This window comes from Limnohabitans sp. G3-2 (assembly GCF_002778275.1).
Lineage (GTDB): Bacteria > Pseudomonadota > Gammaproteobacteria > Burkholderiales > Burkholderiaceae_C > Limnohabitans_A.
Map to the genome: position 1 here is coordinate 187613 of NZ_NESG01000004.1, position 19162 is coordinate 206774.

The 19162-nt window shown below is 60.4% G+C and carries 19 protein-coding genes; 13 read left to right on the forward strand and 6 right to left on the reverse strand.

Annotated features, from left to right (window positions below; translation table 11 throughout):
* Positions 1–11: 11 nt before the first annotated feature.
* From B9Z31_RS07510 to B9Z31_RS07565, 12 genes are all read left to right on the forward strand, one after another.
* Positions 12–791 carry an ABC transporter permease gene (locus B9Z31_RS07510; RefSeq protein WP_100118946.1) on the forward strand — a complete coding sequence of 260 codons (780 nt, stop codon included), beginning with the start codon at positions 12–14 and terminating at the stop codon, positions 789–791.
* 14 nt (positions 792–805) lie between these two features.
* Complete coding sequence (locus B9Z31_RS07515; RefSeq protein ID WP_100119128.1) at positions 806–1555, forward strand: SDR family oxidoreductase; 750 nt, start codon at positions 806–808, stop codon at positions 1553–1555.
* A 105-nt stretch (positions 1556–1660) separates the two neighbouring features.
* Complete coding sequence (locus B9Z31_RS07520) at positions 1661–2176, forward strand: cupin domain-containing protein (RefSeq protein WP_100119129.1); 516 nt, start codon at positions 1661–1663, stop codon at positions 2174–2176.
* A 1-nt stretch (position 2177) separates the two neighbouring features.
* On the forward strand, positions 2178–3020 hold the full coding sequence (locus B9Z31_RS07525; protein ID WP_100118947.1) for an alpha/beta fold hydrolase: 843 nt from the start codon (positions 2178–2180) through the stop codon (positions 3018–3020).
* Between the two features lies 1 nt (position 3021).
* Positions 3022–3852, forward strand: a complete 831-nt coding sequence (locus B9Z31_RS07530) for an IclR family transcriptional regulator (protein ID WP_100118948.1) — start codon at positions 3022–3024, stop codon at positions 3850–3852.
* Positions 3849–5513 carry a thiamine pyrophosphate-binding protein gene (locus B9Z31_RS07535; protein WP_100118949.1) on the forward strand — a complete coding sequence of 555 codons (1665 nt, stop codon included), beginning with the start codon at positions 3849–3851 and terminating at the stop codon, positions 5511–5513. The genes B9Z31_RS07530 and B9Z31_RS07535 overlap by 4 nt, the downstream gene beginning before the upstream one ends.
* Before the next feature lie 3 nt (positions 5514–5516).
* Positions 5517–6311 carry an aspartate dehydrogenase gene (locus B9Z31_RS07540; protein ID WP_100118950.1) on the forward strand — a complete coding sequence of 265 codons (795 nt, stop codon included), beginning with the start codon at positions 5517–5519 and terminating at the stop codon, positions 6309–6311.
* 15 nt (positions 6312–6326) lie between these two features.
* On the forward strand, positions 6327–7799 hold the full coding sequence (locus B9Z31_RS07545; RefSeq protein ID WP_100118951.1) for an aldehyde dehydrogenase: 1473 nt from the start codon (positions 6327–6329) through the stop codon (positions 7797–7799).
* Between the two features lie 58 nt (positions 7800–7857).
* Positions 7858–8637: an SDR family oxidoreductase gene (locus B9Z31_RS07550; protein ID WP_100118952.1), complete on the forward strand. Its 780-nt coding sequence runs from the start codon at positions 7858–7860 to the stop codon at positions 8635–8637.
* A gap of 43 nt (positions 8638–8680) precedes the next feature.
* Positions 8681–9832, forward strand: a complete 1152-nt coding sequence (locus tag B9Z31_RS07555; protein ID WP_100118953.1) for an FAD-dependent monooxygenase — start codon at positions 8681–8683, stop codon at positions 9830–9832.
* A gap of 44 nt (positions 9833–9876) precedes the next feature.
* Entirely contained in the window at positions 9877–10863 is a 987-nt protein-coding gene (locus B9Z31_RS07560) for a tripartite tricarboxylate transporter substrate binding protein (protein WP_100118954.1), read from the forward strand.
* Positions 10863–12467 (forward strand): sulfatase, encoded by a 1605-nt coding sequence (locus B9Z31_RS07565; RefSeq protein WP_100118955.1) that lies wholly within the window; start codon positions 10863–10865, stop codon positions 12465–12467. Before B9Z31_RS07560 ends, B9Z31_RS07565 begins: the two co-directional genes overlap by 1 nt.
* A 4-nt stretch (positions 12468–12471) precedes the next feature.
* Here B9Z31_RS07565 and B9Z31_RS07570 read toward each other — a convergent pair whose 3' ends face one another.
* The 6 genes from B9Z31_RS07570 to B9Z31_RS07595 all read right to left on the reverse strand — a co-directional run bounded on the left by B9Z31_RS07570 (position 12472) and on the right by B9Z31_RS07595 (position 17887).
* Positions 12472–13428 carry a PDR/VanB family oxidoreductase gene (locus tag B9Z31_RS07570; RefSeq protein ID WP_100118956.1) on the reverse strand — a complete coding sequence of 319 codons (957 nt, stop codon included), beginning with the start codon at positions 13426–13428 and terminating at the stop codon, positions 12472–12474.
* Between the two features lies 1 nt (position 13429).
* Positions 13430–14461: an aromatic ring-hydroxylating dioxygenase subunit alpha gene (locus tag B9Z31_RS07575; protein ID WP_100118957.1), complete on the reverse strand. Its 1032-nt coding sequence runs from the start codon at positions 14459–14461 to the stop codon at positions 13430–13432.
* A gap of 20 nt (positions 14462–14481) precedes the next feature.
* The gene (locus tag B9Z31_RS07580; protein ID WP_100119130.1) at positions 14482–14712 is read right to left on the reverse strand and encodes a recombinase-like helix-turn-helix domain-containing protein; all 231 of its coding nucleotides are present in this window, start codon (positions 14710–14712) and stop codon (positions 14482–14484) included.
* A gap of 44 nt (positions 14713–14756) precedes the next feature.
* Positions 14757–15722 (reverse strand): VOC family protein, encoded by a 966-nt coding sequence (locus B9Z31_RS07585; protein WP_100118958.1) that lies wholly within the window; start codon positions 15720–15722, stop codon positions 14757–14759.
* Positions 15723–15924: 202 nt separating this feature from the next.
* Positions 15925–16764, reverse strand: a complete 840-nt coding sequence (gene hpnD / locus B9Z31_RS07590) for a presqualene diphosphate synthase HpnD (RefSeq protein WP_100118959.1) — start codon at positions 16762–16764, stop codon at positions 15925–15927.
* 31 nt (positions 16765–16795) lie between these two features.
* Positions 16796–17887 (reverse strand): phytoene/squalene synthase family protein, encoded by a 1092-nt coding sequence (locus B9Z31_RS07595; RefSeq protein WP_100118960.1) that lies wholly within the window; start codon positions 17885–17887, stop codon positions 16796–16798.
* 83 nt (positions 17888–17970) lie between these two features.
* Between B9Z31_RS07595 and B9Z31_RS07600 the strand changes: the two genes are divergently transcribed.
* Positions 17971–19161 (forward strand): efflux RND transporter periplasmic adaptor subunit, encoded by a 1191-nt coding sequence (locus B9Z31_RS07600; protein WP_100118961.1) that lies wholly within the window; start codon positions 17971–17973, stop codon positions 19159–19161.
* The last annotated feature ends 1 nt before the right edge of the window (position 19162 follow it).

Sequence of the window (19162 nt, forward strand, 5' to 3'; positions counted from 1 at the left end):
AACGCATCGATATGACCCAAGAAAAACTGATCACCTCGGCCTGGAGCTTGGCTGTATTGGTCCTGTTCCTGCTTTTGTGGGAGTACGTTCCCGCCTGGTTGGGTGTCCCACAGTTTGTGTTGCCACCCTTCAGTCAGGTGATGAGCGAAGGGGCGCGCATTTGGGGGGCAGAGCGCTTGCTTTGGCACGCCGGCATCACGGCGGCTGAAGTGGTGATCGGTTTCATTTTGGGTTCTGCTCTTGGCGCCGTGATTGGATACGCTTTGGGTGTTTCGCCACGCGTAGAGGCCATCTTGTCGCCCTATTTGCTGGCTTTGCAGATTGCCCCCAAGGTGGCTTTTGCGCCCCTGTTTGTGATGTGGCTGGGCTACACCATTTACCCCAAGATTTTGGTGGCCGTGTTGATTGTGTTTTTCCCGGTTTTGATCAATGTGTTGTCGGCCATGCGTGCCATGGACGCAGATTTGATCAATTTGGCGCGCTCCTTTTCAGCCACACGCTTTCAGGTGTTTCGCATGGTCGAGTTTCCGACCACCTTGCCCCCCTTGTTTTCTGGCTTACGGATTGCCAGCACGCTGGCCGTGATCGGCGTGGTTGTGGGTGAGCTGGTGGGCGGCAACATGGGGCTGGGTTATTTGTTGGTGTTTTTTGAAGGCCAGGGCAACACCTCAGGTGTTTTTGTGGTGATTGGTGCGTTGACGGTGATTGGCATCTTGGCCTACTACGCGGTGGTTTTGGCCGAACAACGCGTCTTGCATTACCTGGTCAACGCACAACGGCCTGGCGCCTGAGAAACGGATCCATGATGCAAGAAATGAATCTTCAGGGCAGCAAAGTGTTGGTCACCGGCTCTGCCCGTGGTCTGGGTGAGAGCTTCGCACGGGCTTTGGTGTCAGCCGGTGCGCAAGTGACCATCAGCGATGTTTTGCATGAACGCGGCCAAGCGCTGGCTGCGCAACTCGGACCGCTGGCGGTGTATGTACCGCTGGACCTGTTGGATCCAGCCAGTATCCGTGCCGGTGTCGACGCTGCAGCAGCGGCCATGGGCGGCTTGACCGGCTTGATCAACAACGCCGCCATCACCAACTCCGGGGGTCGCAACATGGACGAGTTGACGCTCGACATGTGGGACCGTGTGATGGATGTGAACGTGCGCGGAACTTGGTTGGTGACGCAGGCGGCCAAGCCGCATCTGGCGGCCAGTGGACGGGGGCGGGTGGTTAATTTGGCCTCAGACACCGCTTTGTGGGGCGCCCCCCGTTTGCTCGCTTATGCGGCCAGCAAAGGGGCTGTGATCGCCATGACCCGGTCGTTGGCCCGAGAGATGGGCGACGATGCCATCACCGTGAACGCCATCGCGCCAGGCCTGACCTTGGTCGAGGCCACTGAATACGTGCCGCAAGCGCGGCACGACCATTACCTGAACGGGCGCGCCATCCAACGCCCCCAAATTCCAGAGGACGTGAACGCGGCCGCCTTGTTCCTGTTAACCCAGGGCAGTGGCTTCATCACGGGCCAGTTGCTGCCGGTCAACGGCGGCTTTGTCATGCATTAAAAACAAGGAAAAATCATGGACGCACACGCGAAGAAAGTACTGGAGGCGGCCAATCAGCCGCATTTCAATGAAAACGGCTTGCTCAATGCCCAAATTCCGCCCGAGATGCAAATCCAGGCCAGCATGTTGCAACAAACGGGTCAGTCTTTTGCGGATTGGATGCAAGGCCGGGTTGCACTCAAGTCCACTCGCCGTTACGACTGGGATGCCTTGAAGTTTCAAGCCGACTTTGACCCCAAATACCGCCGTGCCCAAATGCGCTATGTCGGCACGGGTGCCACGGGGGTCGCCAAAGACGGCAACACCGTGCCCTCCGCCCACTTTACGTTCTCCACCATGTTGATTCCTGCCGGTGGCATTGGCCCATCGCACATCCATTACGACGTGGAGGAAATCTTCTTTGTTTTGCGTGGGACCATGAAGGTCATTTGCGAAAAAGACGGCGAGCGCTGGGAAGCCACGCTGGGTGAGCGTGACTTGATTTCAGTGCCGCCGGGTGTCTACCGCGAAGAGCAGAACATCGGCGACGAAGATGCCTTGATGTGCGTGATGTTGGGCACGCCCAAGCCCATCACGCCGGTCTATCCGCCCGATTCACCCTTGTCCAAAATCAAGCGTTGACATGAAGCTCACCCCATCGGATGCTTTGTCGGGCGTGGTGCGCTCCACCGTGGACACCGCGCACGGAAAGATCCAGTTCCGCAGTGCGGGTATGGCCCCGCAAGTGACCCATGTCTTGTTGCATGGCATTGGCTCGTCCTCAGCCAGTTGGGCTTTTCAGTTGGGGGCGGCTGTCGGACGCAGCGATGTGCGCCTGCTGGCGTGGGACGCGCCGGGGTACGACCGCAGCACGCATTTGCCCATGGATGTGCCCAGCGCTCAAGACTATGCCGAGCGCCTGTGGTCCTGGTTGGATGCTTTGTATGTGAGCCACCCCGTGATCCTGGCGGGGCACTCCCTGGGCGCTTTGATGGCGGCCAGTGCGGCGCGTTTGAGGCCCCAGGGCGTCAGCCGGCTTGTTTTGTTGGCACCCGCCCGTGGCTATGGTGATGCGCCCTTGGCCGAGCGTGAACGCGTGGTGCAAGGCCGATTGACAAATTTGCGGCAACTTGGACCGCAAGGCATGGCTGCGGCCCGTGCGGCGGCCATGCTGTCATCCCGTGCCTCGCCCGTGTTGCAAGAGGCGGTGCGCATGACCATGTCCCAAATTGATCCGGCAGGTTACAGCCAGGCGGTGCACATGCTGGGGCAAGCCAACTTGGCGCAAGACCTGAAATGTCTGAGTTGCCCGGTGGCGGTGGCCAGTGGCGACGATGACACGGTCACAAGCCCCGAGGGCTGCGAACGCGTGGCCCAGGTGCTGGACCTGGAGCGCATCAGTTTGGGCCCTGTTGGCCATGCTTGCGCTTTGGAGGCTGCCGATGCCGTCAACCATGTGCTGGGCCTGCCCGCTTTAGGTGTTTGAGATGAACGATAAGCCCAGCAGCGACGACCGCTACACGGTGCCCGGTCTGGCACGAGGCCTTCAGTTGTTGATGCAATTCAACCGCGATGAGCGTGAACTCAGTGGCGCGGAACTGTCACGCCGATTGGGTTTGCCCAGAGCCTCGGTTTTTCGCATGCTGTTTACCTTGGAGCAAAGCGGTTTTTTGGAGCGCTGCCCAGACGGGGTGAGCTACAAGCTGGGCTTGGCCGTATTGCGGCTCGGCTTTGAGCTGCTGTCCTCCATGGAGTTGACGGAAGTCGGGCGTCCCGTCATCGAGTCATTGCGTGATCAGAGCGGCTTTTCTGCCCACTTGGTGGTGCGTGATGCACGAGAGGTGGTCTTCATCGCCAAGGCTGCCGGTGGCAATGCGATGTTCCACTCGATTCAGGTGGGGGCTCGGTTGCCAGCGCATGCGACTGTGCTGGGCCGCACTTTGCTGTCCGATGTCGACATGAAAGACCTCGCTGCGCTGTATCCCGAAAAAACATTGCCAGCCTATACGCCCAAGACGCCCACCAATTTGCACGACCTGAAGGTGTTGATTGATCAGGACCGTGACAAGGGTTACGGCGTCAGCATGGGGGGCTACGAAACCGGTATCTCCACCATTGCCGCGCCGGTTTTTGACGGACAAGGACGAGTCACTGCGGCCATCAGCATTTCGGTGCCCTCTCAACGGATTGAAGACGATGCGCTCATGCCCCTCGTCGAATTGGTCAAGACGGCCTCCTCACAATTGACCGAGCGCTTGAGCCATTTGCCGCAGCGCAGCGTGACTCCGGCCAAAACCAAGGACAAAAGAAGCACATGAACACATCTGCCGTGACCATCACTGTGGGCGAATTGGTCGCCCGATTTTTGGAGAGCTGTGGCGTCAAAACCGCCTTTGGCGTGATCTCCATTCACAACATGCCCATCTTGGATGCATTCCATACACGCGGGCAGATTCGTTTTGTCTCAGCCCGCGGGGAAGCCGGTGCTTGCAACATGGCAGATGCCGCCTCGCGCGTGAGTGGGGTGCTGGGCGTGTGTGTGACCAGCACAGGGACGGGTTGCGGCAATGCCGCCGGCGCGATGGTCGAAGCCATCACCGCAGGCACGCCCATGCTGCACCTGACCGGTCAAATTGAATCGGAATTTCTGGACCGTGATTTGGGTTTCATCCATGAGCACCCGGCCCAGCTGGCCATGCTCAAGTCGGTGGGCAAGGAGGCGTTTCGCATCCGCAATCCAGAGACCGCCCTGGCCACATTGCGCGAAGCTGTGCGACTCGCATTCACGCCGCCCTGTGGGCCGGTCAGCATCGAAATCCCGATCGATGTGCAAGCCATGCGCTTGCCTTTGCCGCTGGATCTGATGCCCCTGCCCGTCGCGCCGCTGGTGCCTGCACCTTCAGCGGTGCAGACCTTGGCTGACTTGTTGGCTGCCAAAAAGCGTCCCTTGTTGTGGCTGGGTGGCGGTGCCCGAGGCGCAGGGGCTGCGGTGCAGCGCTTGGTGGCGATGGGGTGGGGGGTGGTCACGTCGGTGCAAGGGCGTGGGATTCTGCCCGAAGACCACCCGGCCAGCTTGGGCTCGTACAACCTGCAAAAACCCAGCGAGGCTTTCTACCAAAGCGTGGACGCGATGTTGGTCGTGGGCTCGCGTTTGCGCAGCAATGAGACGCTCACCTACAAACTGCAACTGCCTGCGCACCGTTTTCGCATTGACGCCCATGCACTGACCCAGAACCGCGCCTATGGCAGTGAATATTTTGTGCAGGGCGATGCGGCCTTGACCTTGGACGCGCTGGCCGATGCGCTGGAAGGCCGCATGCAGACCGATCCGGCCTTCTTGACGGATCTGAAAAATGCCCGCCGTGAAGCCGAAGCTTTGGTGGACAGCACCTTAGGGCCTTATGTGCAACTCAAAAACAGCTTGCAAGCGGCAACCGGAAAAGCCCTGTGGTGGGTGCGTGACATCACCTTGTCCAACACGATGTGGGGCAACCGTGCACCCGTCTTGGACCACCCGCGTGCAGGTGTGCACGCTTTGGGCGGCGGCATCGGTCAGGGACTTGCCATGGGCATTGGTGTGGCGTTGGCCAATCAAGAACATGCCCTTGGACGCAAGACCGTGGTGTTGGCAGGTGACGGCGGTTTCATGCTCAACGTGGGCGAGCTGGCATGCGCTGCGCAAGAGCGCGCCGACTTGCTGATTGTGTTGATGAACGACAGCCGCTACGGCGTGATCAAAAACATTCAAGATGCCGTGTATGGCAGCCGACACTGCTACGTGGAACTGCACAACCCCGACTTTGCTCAGTTTTGTGCCAGTTTGCAGGTGGTCCATCACCAACTCAGCGATCCGGCGCAGACCGATGCCGTGCTGGAACAGGCCCTGAAAACCCCCGGCCCTGTGGTGGTCGAAGTGGACATGGCGGCTTGGGGTGCGTTTGCGGTGAAATTTGCCGGCCCTCCCAAAAAGACGGATTGAGCCATGCGCATCCAAGAGCTGACCCTGATTGGATTTGGCGCCATCGGGCGTTCTGTTCATCAACGCATGCTTGGGCATGCGGGTGTGCGCATCACGCACATCGTGGTGACAAAGGCCAGAGTGGCCGCCTTGCAAAACGAATTGGGCGCTGGCGTCACGGTGACGCACCAGGTGCCTGTCAACACCCCTCTGGTGTTGGAGTGCGCTGGGCACACCGCCTTGACCGCACATGTCTTACCCGCTTTGCAGCGGGGCACGGAATGCGCGGTGTTGTCGATTGGCGCCTTGTCAGAGCCAGGCTTGCCCGAACAGCTGCAAGCAGCGGCCGAGCAGGGCGGCACGCAACTGCACTTGCTGGCAGGCGCGATCGGTGGCGTGGATGCACTGTCGGCGGCAAAGGAAGCGGGCTTGGACAGCGTGACCTACATTGGCCGCAAGCCGCCAGCCGGCTGGCGCGGCTCACCTGCGGAGCAGCTGGTGGACCTGGATGCTTTGACCGAGCCCACGGTGATTCTGGAAGCGACCGCTCGCGAAGCGGCGCGACTCTACCCCAAAAATGCCAATGTCGCCGCAACTTTGTCATGGGCCGGTCTGGGCTTGGACCGCACGCGCGTGCGGCTGATTGCCGATCCGGGTGTGACCGACAACATCCACGAATTTGAGGCCAAGGGTGCTTTTGGCGAGATGCAGGTGCGCATGCGCGGCAAGCCCCTACCCGACAACCCCAAAACATCGGCGCTCACTGTCTTGTCGGCAGTGCGTTTTTTGCTCAACCGAACTGCCAGCGTGACCACTTGACCCGAAGCTTTCCAGATGACTGAAAAAATCCAAACCTTGCTCGCTGGCCGTTGGCGTGATGCTTCCGGTCCAGCCTATGTGACCGAATACCCGCACGATGGCTCGGCCGTGGCGCAGCTGCATGCGGCGACCGTAGGCGATGTGGACGAGGCTGTCCAGGCAGCCGAGCAAGCGCGCTTGCAGCCCGCGTGGGCTCGCCTCATGCCCCACGAGCGCGCGGGCATGCTGCACCGCATGGCCCAAGGCATCCGTGAGCAAGCGGAAACTTTGGCGCAATTGCAGCGCCTGGACAACGGCAAACCCATCAAAGAATGCCGTGCCCTGGTGGCCAGTGCAGCGGGAACATTCCAGTACTTCGCCGCTGCCGCTGAGACGTGGGAGGATGCGGTCACGCCTGTCCGAGGTGATTTTCTGACCCTGAGTCTCCACGAACCATTGGGCGTGGTCGGGGCCATCACGCCGTGGAACTCGCCCATTGCCAGTGAAGCGCAAAAAATGGCCCCAGCGCTGGCTGCGGGTTGTGCCATCGTCATCAAGCCGGCCGAGATCACACCCCGCATGGCGATCGAGCTGGCCCGCATGGCCCAGCAAGCCGGTGTGCCCGACGGCATCGTGAGTGTGCTGCCAGGCAAAGGCTCGGTCGTGGGCGACGCGTTGGTGCGCCACCCGCTGGTCAAGCGCATCGCTTTTACCGGGGGGACGTCGGTGGGCATGGGCATTGAGCGCCTTGCTGCTGAAAAGCTCATGCCGACTTCACTGGAATTGGGCGGTAAATCACCCACCATCGTGTGTGCCGATGCCGATTTGGACCATGCGGTGGCGGGTGTGGTGTACGGGATCTTCAGTTCCTCGGGCGAGTCTTGCATTGCGGGTTCCCGGGCTTTTGTGCATGCCTCGGTGTACGACGAGTTCAAATCGCGATTGTTGGCTGCGGTCAAGGGTTTGCGGGTGGCCGACCCGTCGCTGGAAAGCACCCACATGGGGCCTTTGGTGAATCGGGGTCACCGCGATTCCGTTGAACGGTATGTGCAAATCGGTCGAGACGAAGGTGGCCGCATCCTGTGTGGTGGTGCGCGGCCACAAGGCGGCTATTACGAGCTGGGCAGCTATTATTTGCCGACCGTGATGGAGGGCCTGCCCAATACCGCACGCATGTGCCGGGAAGAAATATTTGGTCCGGTGCTGGCGCTCTTGCCGTGGACGGATGAGGCTGACCTGATCGCTCAATGCAATGACAACGATTACGGCCTGGCCTCAGGCATCTGGACGCGCGACTACAAAGCCGCTTGGCGCATCGGGCGTGCTTTGCAAACCGGTACGGTGTGGATCAATACCTACAAATTGTTTTCAGTCAGCACCCCCTTTGGTGGGGTCAAGCTCAGTGGTACAGGCCGTGAAAAAGGCCGCCAAGGCATTTTGGAATACACCACACAGAAAAGCTTTTACTGGGGCATGAACACGGCCCCCATGGCTTGGGCGGCCTCTTGAAAAATACCCGTTGTCAAATGGGCGTTGCATGTGGGTGTGCCGATTGAGGAGTTGAGACATGGACTTGGGGATTGCTGGAAAAAAAGCTTTGGTGTGCGGTGCCAGCGCAGGGCTGGGTTACGCCTGTGCGCAAGCCCTGGTCCGCGAGGGCGTTGATGTGCTGATGGTGGCGCGAACGCCAGCGCCCTTGTTGGCTGCGGCAGAGCGCTTGCGGCTGTTGGGTGCTGGCGCGGTCTCGAGCGTGGCCGCCGATGTGACCACCGAAGCCGGCCGCGCGCTGATTTGGCAAGCACAGCAAAACTTTGACATCGTGGTGACCAACGCAGGCGGGCCGCCCTCCGGTGATTTTCGGGACTGGGACCGTGACATCTGGCTGCGTGCACTGGAAGCCAATATGTTGGCGCCCATTGCCGTGATCAAAGCCACGGTTGACGGCATGATGGCACGTGGATTTGGCCGCATCGTCAACATCACTTCCAGTGCGGTGAAGTCCCCAGTTGACGGGTTGGGCTTGTCCAACGGTGCGCGAAGCGGCTTGACGGGCTTTGTGGCGGGTCTGGCCCGTTCCACCGTGGCCCAGGGCGTGACCATCAACAATTTGTTACCTGGCACTTTCGACACCGCGCGATTGGCCGGTAACTTTGCTGCGCAAGCTGCCAGGCAAGGGATCAGCACCGATCAGGCCATCGCGGCACGTTTGGCCAAACACCCAGCGCACCGATTCGGTCAACCCGATGAACTTGGCAACACCTGTGCCTATTTGTGCAGCGTGCATGCGGGCTACATCAACGGCCAGAACATCTTGATGGATGGTGGTTCTTTTCCTGGGGTCTTCTGACCATCCGGGCCGCCAAGTCTCTCTTCACTTTCAGGATTTTCAAATGACACTTTCACTCGACATCGCCATCGTGGGTGCTGGAATTGGTGGTTTGACCGCAGCCATTGCCTTGCGCGCGCAAGGCCACCAAGTCACCGTGTACGAGCAGGCAGCGCAATTCATGCGCGTGGGGGCAGACATCAACCTCACGCCCAATGCCGTGCGCGCCTTGGATGGTTTGGGCGATGCCGTGGCGCAAGGCATTCGCGCCAGCGGCGCACGCCCGACTTTCCGCATCAGCCGCGATTGGGACACCGGACTGGAAACTTCGCGTTTGCCCATGGGTGACACAGCCGAGCAGCGCTACGGCGCGCCTCAACTCACGATTCACCGCGCTGACGTGCTGGCGGTGATGGCTGCACAGGTGCCCGCCGAGGCGGTGAAGTTTGCCAAGCGACTGCGCTCGCTCAGCCAAAGTGATGCCGGAGTGCAACTGTTGTTTGAAGACGGTCAACAAGCGCTGCATGACGTGGTGTTGGGTGCCGATGGCATCCACTCCAAGGTTCGTACCGCCTTGTTTGGCGAAGAGCAACCCCGCTTTACAGGCGTTGTTTCTTTTCGCGCGGTCGTGCCCACCGATAAGGTTCGGCAAGTGCCCGAGATAGAGGCATTCACCAAATGGTGGGGCCCCAACCCGCAAAGTCAGATCGTGACCTTCCCTTTGAATCGGGGGCGTGACACCTTCATCTTTGCCACCACGGGACAGGACTCCTGGCATGAGGAATCCTGGACGAGTCCGGGCGATGTGAACGAATTGCGCAGCTTCTACCGTGACTACCACCCGGATGCACGCGCGCTGTTGGCTGCTTGTGAGAGCGTGCTCAAAAGTGCTTTGTACGAGCGTGAGCCGCTGCCGCAATGGTCGCTGGGTCGTGTGAGTCTGTTGGGGGATGCTTGCCACCCCATGTTGCCCTTCATGGCACAAGGCGCGGGCATGTCCATCGAAGATGGTGTGGTGGTGGCGCGTTGTCTGGAAAAGGCGCAGACATTGATTGATGTGGGGCCAGCTCTGCAACGTTATGCGGCGGCCCGCCAAACGCGCACGGCTGAAATTCAATTGGGTTCGCGTGGCAATCAATGGATGAAAACCCAGGGCAATGCCGATGGTGTTTATGGTTACGATGCTTGGGCCGTGGATCTGGGCTTGCAAGGCTGAACCCAGCGTTCCAATTTTTTTAATTCACCCTCAGGAGACGATGGATGCAAAAGAAATGGGGATTATTTTCTTCACTGGTGGCCGTGGCCTGTCTCGCGATGGGCTGGCTTCAGCCTGCTTGGGCCCAGTCTTTCCCATCAAAGAACGTCAGCCTTGTGGTGCCGTTTCCGCCCGGAGGTGGGCCGGACCTGATGGCGCGCGTGTTCGCAGAAAAACTCGCGGCTCAATGGGGTAAACCTGTCGTGGTGGAAAACCGCCCCGGCGCAGGGGCCTTGCTCGGTGCACAGGCTGTGGCCAAGTCACCCGCCGATGGACACACCTTGCTGCTGACCACCAACACCATGGTGATATCGCCCCATGTGTTGGCTCCGGGTGCAGGCGGTGGCGTGGATGTGCATACCGATTTGATGCCGGTGGTGGCTCCTGCGACCACACCGATGGCCTTGCTGGTGACGCCGACGCTGAACGTGAAGGACCTGCCATCGGCGCTGGCACTGGCCAAAAAGCAGGGCGGTATGCCGTATGGCAGTGCAGGCAATGGCTCTCCCATGCACTTTGCCGGGGAAATGCTGAAACGCGCCGCTGGTGTGGACCTGTTGCATGTGCCCTACAGAGGCGTCAATCCTTCGGTCATGGCTGCGCTGGGGGGCGAGGTGAAGTTTCTGTTCGTCGGTTTGGGGGGCGCTTTGCCACACATCAAATCCGGCAAGCTGGTGCCATTGGCTTTGACCGAGAAGACCCGCTCGCCACTCTTGCCCGAAGTGCCAACGGCTTTAGAGCAAGGGGTGCGCGGTGTGGAGGTCAATGCCTGGTATGGCGTTTTTGCGCCGACCGGAACGCCCGAGTCCGTGCGCCTCAAAATCAACGCCGACATCAACGACCTTCTCAAATTGCCGGACGTGCGGGAAAAACTGGCGGCTGCAGGCCTGGATGTGCTGGGCGGATCGTCGCAGGTTTTGGGGGAGTTCATGAAGGCCGATCGCCAGCGCTATGGCCAACTGGCCAAAGAGCTGAACATCAAAGCCGACTGATGATCCGGTCTGAGCGGCCCAACTTCCTGCTGTTCATCACAGATCAGCACCGAGCTGACCACTTGGGCTGCGCAGGGCACCCTCTGCTGCGCACACCGCACATCGATGCGCTGGCTGCGCGGGGTTGTCGTTTCACCGAGTTTCATGTCGCGACGCCCATTTGCCAGCCCAACCGAGCCTCGCTGATGACGGGGCGTCTGCCCAGCGCACATGGCTTGCAGCTCAATGGCCGCGAACTCTCCCATGGCGAGAAAACCTTTGTGCAGTCCTTGCGCGAGGCGGGTTACCGCACGGCCTTGGCCGGCAAGAGCCATTTGCAGAACATCACGTCGGTGCCGCCCTTTTGGCCGCAAGGTGTTGAGCGTTTGGTGCAAGAGTCCAAAGCTTTGTTTCCAGGTCGGTATGGCCAAGAGGTGGCTCGCCGTTGGGATGAAGACGATGCCTTTGAATTGGACTTGCCCTATTACGGCTTTGAGCAAGTGGCACTGACGATTGGCCATGCCGATGAGCAAAGTGGGCATTGGCGGCGCTGGTTGCGTCGGCAATTGCCAGATGCCGACCGCCTGATCGGGCCTGACAACGCCTTGCCAACGCCCGACTGGGCCTTGACCCATTTGCGGCAAGCTTGGCGCACCCAAGTCCCCGAGGCCTTGTATCCCACCAGTTACATCGCTGAGAAAAGTTGCGAGATGCTTCAGGGCTTTGCTGCGGGTGATGCACCGTTCTTTTTGCAATGCTCTTTTCCCGATCCGCACCATCCCTTCACGCCGCCTGGCCGGTATTGGGACATGTACCGGCCAAGCGATGTTGAATTGCCCCACAGCTTTGATGCTGAACTGATCGATGCACCGCCGCCTGTCCGTTGGCTGCACGCACAGCGCGCCAACCGACCTGCCCACTTCAAGCCAGGTCACGGCTCCTTTGCCGTCACTCACCAAGAGGCCCGTGAAGCCCTGGCCCTCAATTACGGCAACATCGCTTGCATTGACGATGCCATTGGCCGCGTCATGACCGAGTTGCAAAGCTTGGGCCTGGCCGAAAACACGGTGGTCATGTTCACCAGCGATCACGGTGATTTGTTGGGCGACCGCGGGCTGATGTTCAAAGGCGGCTTGCATGACGGCGGGCTCACTCGGGTTCCCTTTATTTGGTCTGACCTGGCGTCATCTGCATCACCGTCATCCCTTGCGCCTCGAGAAACAACCGCATTGGCTCAGACCATTGACATCGCTGCCACGGTGCTGGCGCGTGCAGGCCTTGCGCCAGTCCACGGCATGCAGGGGCGGTCTTTGTTGCCAGTGGTGACAGGTCAAACCGATGTGCTGCGCGCCAGTGTGTTGATTGAAGAGGAAGGGCAGCGCTTGGATTTCGGCTTAGACCAACGCATCCGGATGCGGACCTTGCGCACCTTGGATCACCGCATCAGCATCTACGATGGCCAGCCTTGGGGCGAACTGTGCGATTTGCGCGCAGACCCCTTGGAGTTGCGCAACCTTTGGAACGACCCGGCCAGTCAGCTGCTGCGCATGCGCTTGATGGGCGAATTGGCTTATGCCATGCTTGGCCAGACAAACACCAGCCCCTACCCGCTGGCGTCGGCCTGAGCGCTCAGAGGTCCAGCACCAAGCGCGCACTTTTGCAACCCGACACGCACACCATCATGGCTTGGTTGCTGGCTTGCTCTGAAGCACTCAACACCATGTCCCGGTGATCGGGCGTGCCCTCCAGTACGCGGGTTTCGCACGAGCCACAAATGCCTTCCTCACAACTGAAAGGCACATTGACTTTCAGTGCCAAAAGCTGCTTGTGCAGGGATGTGTCCGGTGTGACTTCAAAAGTTTTTTGGCTCTTGCGCAACTCGACAGTGAAATGTGGGCGCGCATCGTCTGCCGCCTTGACCTCGAGCGCCGCAAAGCGCTCGATGTGCGCGTTGGCATAGGCCAATTCGGCGCAGGATTTTTCGAAGGCGTCGAGCATCGGAGCCGGGCCGCAGGCGTAGTAATGGGTGTTGCCCTTGGGGCTGCGTTGGGCCAGCAAGGCTTTCAAGTCCGGGGGGCCGCCAGCTTCGCTGTCGAAATGCCAATGCACCGGGCATGCCAAGGCCTTCAGTGTTTCAATGAAGGCCGCAGCCGGGCGTGAGCGTGCCAGATAGACCACCTCGAAAGACCGGTCCAGAGACTGCAAGCGCTGCGCCATGCTCAAGATGGGCGTGACGCCAATGCCGCCAGCGATCAGCACGGCGTGGTCGGCGTCCTCGTGCAAAGGAAAGTTGTTGCGGGGTGCGCCGATGGTGAGTGTCATGCCCACGCGCAGTTGCTCGTGGACGGACCGAGAACCACCCCGGCTGGCTTTGTCTTTGAGGATGCCCAGCAGGTAGCGGTGGCGCTCGCGGCAATCGTTGGCCAGCGAATAACTGCGCACCCAACCGCCAGGCAGATGCAGGTCGATGTGGGCGCCGGCCTCAAACACAGGCAGGGTTTCGCCCGGCATGGGACGCAGCTCCACACTGATGATGTCCTGGGCTTCGTACTTCAGGGTGTGCACCCAGGCTTGCATCGTGCTCATGTCAGGTGCTGGCTTGGCTCAGTTGTTCGGTGGCGAGCTTGCGCAGGTGGCGGCGCAAGCGAACGATGCCCATGTCGTGCGCGTACAAGTGCTCGCGCTTGTTGGCGTCAGGCTCCATGTTTTCCACCGCCACACGGTCTTGCTCGAGCACATTCCAGTGGCGTTGTTCTAAGCGGTTTTTGTACAGGAAACGCCAAGTGTCGCGCTGCCAGCCCTCGACCTTGCGGCAGCGCCAGTGGAAGACAGCCGCTGCGCGGTTGGTGATGGGGGTGTAGCTGCCAATGATGGAGAAGTTGCCGCCAGGCCCGCCGGTTTTGGGGTAGGGGATTTCCAAGCGCATCAGGTGGATGTCGGTGTCCATCCACTCTGTCCAGTCAAAGTTCACATCGCGCTGGTGCTTCTTTTCAAAGATGAAGCCATTCTCAAGGTCCCGGATTTGGAACTCAGCCGTCATGTCGCCTTCGGCCATGGTGTGTGACTGTTTGTGCAGGTAGGCCCCATGCATCGGGTCCATGATGTTGTCGAGCACGTAGCGGTAGTCACCGCCCCATTCGGTGTAGCAAAGGAAGGACGACCATTCGGGCGAGGTCAATTGTTCTGGCAGCCTAAGGGCGGGGGCCTCGTCCAGCGCCGGGTTGCTGGCGTTGAACAAAAAGATGGCGCCGTTGGATTCGGCGGTGTGAAACCGTCGTGTGGGGCGTGAGCCTTCCAGTTTGCAGCCAGGACTGCCGGGCACGCGCATCACCGTGCCGTCATGTCGCACTTCCACGCCGTGGTAGGGGCAGGCAATGCGGTCACCCAAGATGACCCCCAAGGACAGCGGTGCGCCGCGGTGCGGGCAATGGTCTTCGAGGGCATGCACCTGGCCCGTGGCATCGCGCCACAGCGCAATTTTGTAGCCCAGTCGGCGCAGAGAAACCGGGTTGTCCTTGACAAAGCCGGAAGGACACACCGGAAACCAAAGGTCTTTCAAGCCGACTTCCAGGACGGCATCCACGGGGTCAAGTTGAACGTTGATGACGTGAGCGTTCATGTGTTTTCCTTGGTGTTGCTTCAGGCGGCCAAACGGGCCATCTCTTGCTTGTAGGACTCTGCCGTCCATGCTTGACCATTGGGTCCGGATGGCCCGGTGGTGTTGAGGTACTGAACCAGACCGTCGAGGTCTTGGATGCCTGCACCAAAGGCGCGTTCAATCGAGTCACCCAGCAAACTCTCGTAATTGGTGGGGGCCTTGGTTCGTGACTGGTGGGTTTCGTTGTAAAGCGCAGCGGGGTGGTGTGACATGAAAGCTTGCTCCAAGATACAAAATGAAATGAGATGGCAGCCGCTCAGGCCTTGGGTTTGTCGGTCATGAACCGTCCGCTGGGTGCCTCGGCGTTCTTTTGCCGACGTGTCTCCCCATCGATGCCGCCTTTGATGGCCCATTCGGCGAACATGGTGGGGCCGGGCGTGAATTCACGGGCCTGCCAGTTTTCGGTCAACTCGTCCTCGTCGGCGTAGTACTCGACCAAAGCGCCAGCAGGGCTGTTGAAGTACCAGAAGATGGCCGACGAGATGGGGTGCCTGCCGGGGCCCAGTTCCGTGTCCCAGCCGCAGCGCGACATGTGTAAACCACCCCCAAAGACCTCGTGGTGATCGCGCACGGTGAATGCGACATGGTTCAGCCCGTTGCGGGCTTCGGGCAATTGCAGCAAGAACAAGTCGTGATGACCTCCTCGTGGGGCACAGCGCAAGAAGTGGCCACGACCTGGATAACGGTCCGAGATCACAAAGCCCAAGACCTCTTGGTAGAACTGTGTGACCGCTTCCAGCGATTTGACAAAAAGCACCACATGACCGACCTCGATGGGGCAAGCGCGCTCATATGCAGGGCTGGCTTGGTCAACGCGAGACCGCTCGTTCCAGGTGTTGACCTGCGCGCAATCCAGGTCAATGTCTTTTTTGCGGCTGATCTGCACACGAATGGTCAAACCACTCGGGTCCGTGCACCCCACGCGAGCGTCACTTTGCACAAAACCGGGCCACTGTTGCATGGCAGCGCCGTAATGCGCCATGTCCGCCGCGTTGGCCACGCCCCACACCACCTCCCGCAGTGTGGGGTCCGCTTCAATCCCTGCAGGCAGACCTGGTGTGTCGGAGTGGGCCACGATCACGCGGCAGCCATTGAGCGATTCGTACACCAAGCGCAGCGGTGTTTCTTCGACCAGTGTCAAACCCCAATCCAGAAAAAACTGGCGGCAGCGGGCGATGTCGTGTGCGCCGAAGGTGATTTCGTCAATGCCGAGGATGCTCATGTTGTTTCTTTAGTAAAACATCGTTTCCGACTTGAAACGTTCTGGAGATTATTTGTCGATTCAGACAGAAGGTCAATAGCCCTCAAGGCGATGAAGGGAACTTGCGCCGCCAGGTGCAACCAATGAAGGCGCGGGCGCAAGACGATCACGTTCGAATGACCGCACCGCAGCACAAAGACTGTGCTCAAGGTGCTTGGAATTTTTAAAACCGCCCCAGCGCCTGCATCTTCCAGGCCAGCCACAACTTGCGCAGCGGCGTGAGGGCAATGCGTTGGTGCAGCACCTGAAAACCTGAGGCTTCGATCTCGCGCAGCAAGGTGCGGTAGATGCTGGCCATCATGAGGCCGGGTTTTTGAGCGCGGCGGTCGGCGGCGGGCAGCAGCGCCAGGGCTTCGTCGTACAGGGCGTGGGCCCGGTCGGTCTGGAACTTCATCAGCGCGGTGAAGTTGTCTGAATAAGTGCGCTGGATCAATTCATTGGCTTTGACACCAAAGCGTTGCTGCTCGTCCAGTGGCAGATAGATGCGCCCGCGCATGGCGTCCTCGCCCACGTCGCGGATGATGTTGGTCATCTGAAAGGCCAGGCCCAGCTTGTGTGCGTAGGCTGTGGTGGCGTCGTCTGTCTGGCCAAAAATGCGGGCGGCGACTTCGCCCACCACGCCCGCCACCAAGTGGCAGTATTGGCGCAGGCCCGCAAAGTCCAGGTAGCGGGTCTGGTTCAGGTCCATCTGGCAGCCTTCAATCACCGCCATCAGGTGGCGGCTTTCAATGCCGAAGGTGGGGGCCAGGGGCATGAGGGCCTGCATGACGGGGTGGCTGGCTTGGCCTGCGTAGGCTTGCAGCACTTCTTTTTGCCACCAGGCGAGTTTGGTGGCGGCCACACCGGGGTCCGTGATTTCGTCCACCACGTCGTCCACTTCGCGGCAAAAGGCATAAAAAGCGGTGATGGCCGCACGCCGCTCGGGGGGCAAAAACAAAAAGGCGTAATAGAAACTGCTGCCCGAGGCGGCGGCTTTTTGCTGGACGTAGTCTTGCGGGCTCATGGGCTCCGATTCTCGCATTCAAAGCGCAGGTTCACGGCAAGGGCTTGCCTGCCGCTCGGAGAAATTCTCTTTCCAGAACGGCAGCAGTTCCCCGGCCCAAGGCGATGCGCCACAGCAGGCTGCGCACTTCTTGGCGTGGCATTTTGACGCGCTGGTTCAGGGCCGCAGGTCCGGCCTGGCGCAGCAGCGCCACGGTGCGCGCACCGATCAAGGCGGGCAAGGCACTGGCCAATCTGAGGCGCAGGGGCTTGAGCGCCAAGGCGTAGCGCATGCCATCGGCCAGATGGGCCTGGGTGCGGTCCAGGCCCTCGTTGAAGAGCGGGCTCAGCGCTTTGAGCGTGTGGGCATGATGGGTTGGGGCCGTTTGTGATGTTTGCGCCGTTTGCGCCAGCATGGCTGGGGTCAAACCTGCCTTTGCGAGCGTCTCCATGGGCCAGTAACAACGCCCGCCCTCCAGATCGGCGCCCGCATCGCGCAGGATGTTCAGGCGTTGCAGTCCCATGCCGTAAGAGCGGCCGATTTGCACCATCTCTTGCTGCGGCAGCAGGCTGTAACCGGGCAGATGGCGGCCACACAGCTCGGTCCAGAATTCCCCCACGCAGCCGGCCACCAGCCAGGTGTACTCGGCCAGTTCGGCTTCGGTTTGCAAGGCATGGAGACCCGGGCCAAAGCGTGTCATGTCCAACTGCTGGCCATGCGTGATGTGACTCAGGACCAGTCGCACGCTGCGCTGGTCATCCTGCCCCAAGCTGTGCAGGAGCGGCAGGCATTGGGGCAAGGCTTGCATCAGGGCGCGTTCCTGAGGGTCTGTTTGTTGCGCGGCAAAAGCCTGGGTCAGGCCTGTCAGTTTTTCGATCTGTTCGCTCGACCTTGTCGTGTCCGCGATGCTTTGCGTGAGGAGGTCCAGCAAGACGTGGCGCTGTGCGATGGGCAAAGCGGTGGTGTCGGCCACCGTGTCTGTGGCGCGGGCCAGCAAATAGCCAATCGCCACCGGAGACTGCAAAGCGGGAGGCAGCAGCTGGATGGACAGGTGAAACGAGCGTGAAACCCCGCGCAAAATGCGCCGGAGTTGGGCGCTGATGGCGGGGCCAGGGGGGCGGTTGAAGAGGGCGCTGAAGGGCATGGTCAATGCGGATTGTCGCTTGACAAATGGGGCGTCATTGCTTAAATTACTAACCAGTCAGTCATTATTTTCCTGGAAACCCCATGCCAAGCTCTTTGTCACTCGCCAACCGGCGAGTTTTTCGTTTGTTGGCCACCGCTGCTGTTTGGACTGTATTGGCAGCTTGTTCTAAGAAAGAAGCTCCCCAAGAGCCCTTGAGGTCCGTGAAGCTGATCACCGTGGCGGGCGCAGATTTGAACATTTCGGGTGACTACGCCGGTGAGGTGCGAGCGCAGGTGGAGTCGCGCTTGGGCTTTCAGGTGGCAGGCAAGCTGGTCCAGCGCCCTGCTGAACAGGGGCAGCGTGTCGCGGCAGGGCAGTTGTTGGCCTTGATCGACGCCAAGGACTATGTATTGTCTGCACAGGCTGCAGCCGCACAAGTGGTGTCGGCCCAAAGCCAGCGCGATTTGGCCTTGGCAGATTTCAAGCGCTTTGAAGCACTGAAAGCGCAAAACTTCATCAGCGGTGCGGAGTTGGAGCGCCGCGAAGCGGCCCTGAAAGCTGCCGATGCGCAGCTGAGCCAAGCCAAAGCCCAAGCGCAAGCCCAAAGCAACCAGGCGGGTTACGCCCGTTTGACGGCCAGCCACTCGGGCGTGGTCACGGGTGTGGATGCCGAAGTCGGCCAGGTGGTCTCGGCCGGACAGCCTGTGGTGCGATTGGCGCACGATGGACCCCGTGATGCGGTGTTTGCCGTCCCTGAGGCGATGGCCCTGACCCTGAAAGTCGGGCAGAAAATGAAGGCCACCTTGCTCAGCACGGGTCAAGCCTTGCAAGGCCAAGTGCGCGAATTGTCCGCCAGTGCCGACCCGGTCACGCGCACCTATGCCGTCAAGTTGGCCCTGCAAGCGTCCGAGCGCTTGCCTCTGGGCAGCACGGTCAATGTGCAGGCTTTGCAATTGCCGGGCAGCCAGGCGGGTGTGATCAAGTTGCCCACCAGCGCATTGCGCCAAGAGGGTGCGGGCACGGCGGTGTGGGTGTTGGATGCGGTCAGCATGACGGTGCGTACCCAGCCCGTTCAGGTGGGCAGGGTCGACGGCAACGAGGTGGTGATCACCTCGGGCCTCCAACTGGGGCAGCAGGTGGTCAGCGCGGGTGTGCATGTGCTGTCACCCGGTCAGAAGGTGACGATTTACAACGCGACCGGCCAAGCGAGCCGTTCATCACCAGGCGCCGTGCCTGTTTCAGCCGAATCGGCTGCGCCCGCCCAAGCTGGCGCATCTGCAGCGCAGCGGTGAT

Coding starts and splice junctions, on each gene's coding strand:
- B9Z31_RS07535 (WP_100118949.1), top strand. CDS start 3,849: ATGAACACATCTGCCGTGACCATCACTGTGGGCGAATTGGTCGCCCGA.
- B9Z31_RS07510 (WP_100118946.1), top strand. CDS start 12: ATGACCCAAGAAAAACTGATCACCTCGGCCTGGAGCTTGGCTGTATTG.
- B9Z31_RS07560 (WP_100118954.1), top strand. CDS start 9,877: ATGCAAAAGAAATGGGGATTATTTTCTTCACTGGTGGCCGTGGCCTGT.
- B9Z31_RS07575 (WP_100118957.1), bottom strand. CDS start 14,461: ATGAACGCTCACGTCATCAACGTTCAACTTGACCCCGTGGATGCCGTC.
- B9Z31_RS07580 (WP_100119130.1), bottom strand. CDS start 14,712: ATGTCACACCACCCCGCTGCGCTTTACAACGAAACCCACCAGTCACGA.
- B9Z31_RS07555 (WP_100118953.1), top strand. CDS start 8,681: ATGACACTTTCACTCGACATCGCCATCGTGGGTGCTGGAATTGGTGGT.
- B9Z31_RS07585 (WP_100118958.1), bottom strand. CDS start 15,722: ATGAGCATCCTCGGCATTGACGAAATCACCTTCGGCGCACACGACATC.
- B9Z31_RS07520 (WP_100119129.1), top strand. CDS start 1,661: ATGCAAATCCAGGCCAGCATGTTGCAACAAACGGGTCAGTCTTTTGCG.
- B9Z31_RS07530 (WP_100118948.1), top strand. CDS start 3,022: ATGAACGATAAGCCCAGCAGCGACGACCGCTACACGGTGCCCGGTCTG.
- B9Z31_RS07570 (WP_100118956.1), bottom strand. CDS start 13,428: ATGAGCACGATGCAAGCCTGGGTGCACACCCTGAAGTACGAAGCCCAG.
- B9Z31_RS07545 (WP_100118951.1), top strand. CDS start 6,327: ATGACTGAAAAAATCCAAACCTTGCTCGCTGGCCGTTGGCGTGATGCT.
- B9Z31_RS07515 (WP_100119128.1), top strand. CDS start 806: ATGCAAGAAATGAATCTTCAGGGCAGCAAAGTGTTGGTCACCGGCTCT.
- B9Z31_RS07595 (WP_100118960.1), bottom strand. CDS start 17,887: ATGCCCTTCAGCGCCCTCTTCAACCGCCCCCCTGGCCCCGCCATCAGC.
- B9Z31_RS07600 (WP_100118961.1), top strand. CDS start 17,971: ATGCCAAGCTCTTTGTCACTCGCCAACCGGCGAGTTTTTCGTTTGTTG.
- B9Z31_RS07540 (WP_100118950.1), top strand. CDS start 5,517: ATGCGCATCCAAGAGCTGACCCTGATTGGATTTGGCGCCATCGGGCGT.
- B9Z31_RS07525 (WP_100118947.1), top strand. CDS start 2,178: ATGAAGCTCACCCCATCGGATGCTTTGTCGGGCGTGGTGCGCTCCACC.
- B9Z31_RS07565 (WP_100118955.1), top strand. CDS start 10,863: ATGATCCGGTCTGAGCGGCCCAACTTCCTGCTGTTCATCACAGATCAG.
- B9Z31_RS07550 (WP_100118952.1), top strand. CDS start 7,858: ATGGACTTGGGGATTGCTGGAAAAAAAGCTTTGGTGTGCGGTGCCAGC.
- hpnD (WP_100118959.1), bottom strand. CDS start 16,764: ATGAGCCCGCAAGACTACGTCCAGCAAAAAGCCGCCGCCTCGGGCAGC.